This is a genomic window from Rhizobacter sp. P2_H2 (assembly GCF_056403375.1).
Genome location: NZ_JBFUFP010001740.1, coordinates 1 through 646, shown reverse-complemented (window position 1 = coordinate 646; position 646 = coordinate 1). Strand labels below are relative to the sequence as shown.

At 76.0% G+C, this 646-nt stretch carries 1 pseudogene; it reads left to right on the top strand.

The features are described 5' to 3' along the window. A pseudogene (locus AC1D15_RS35945) lies at nucleotides 1-646 on the top strand (MMPL family transporter); the annotation flags it as partial.

Genomic DNA, 646 nt, shown 5'->3' with positions numbered 1-646 from the left:
GTGGGACGGCGCGATCGTGCTCGCGCTGCTGCTGCTCGCGTTCGGTTCGCTGAAGGCGCTGGGCGTCGCGCTGCTGCCGGTCGCGAGCGGCGTGCTGGCCGGCACGGTGGCGGTGAGCCTCGGCTTCGGCCAGGTGCACGGCATGACGCTCGGCTTCGGCACCACGCTGATCGGCGAGGCGGTCGACTACGCGATCTACTACCTGGTGCAGGCCCGCGCCACGCCGGGCACTGGCAGCGGCGCACTGCACTGGCGCCGGCACAACTGGCCGACCGTGCGCTGGGGCCTGCTGACCTCGCTGGCCGGCTTCTCGGCGCTGGTGTTCTCCGGCTTCGGCGGGCTGGCGCAGCTCGGCGTGTTCTCGGTCGCCGGCCTGCTGGCCGCGGCGCTGACCACGCGCTACCTGCTGACCGACCTGGCCCCCGACGGCGCGCCCGGCCTCGGGCTGCGGATGCGCCTCGGCCAGGCCACCGCGCGGGCCGCGGCTGCGCTGCCGCAGCTGCGCTGGTTCTGGGGCGGGCTCGGCGCGGCGGCGCTCGCGCTGCTGCTGGTGCTGCCGAGCGCGTGGCGCGGGCAACTGACGCACCTGAGCCCGGTGTCGGCGCAGGCGCTGACACTCGATGCCTCGCTGCGCGCCGACCTGGGC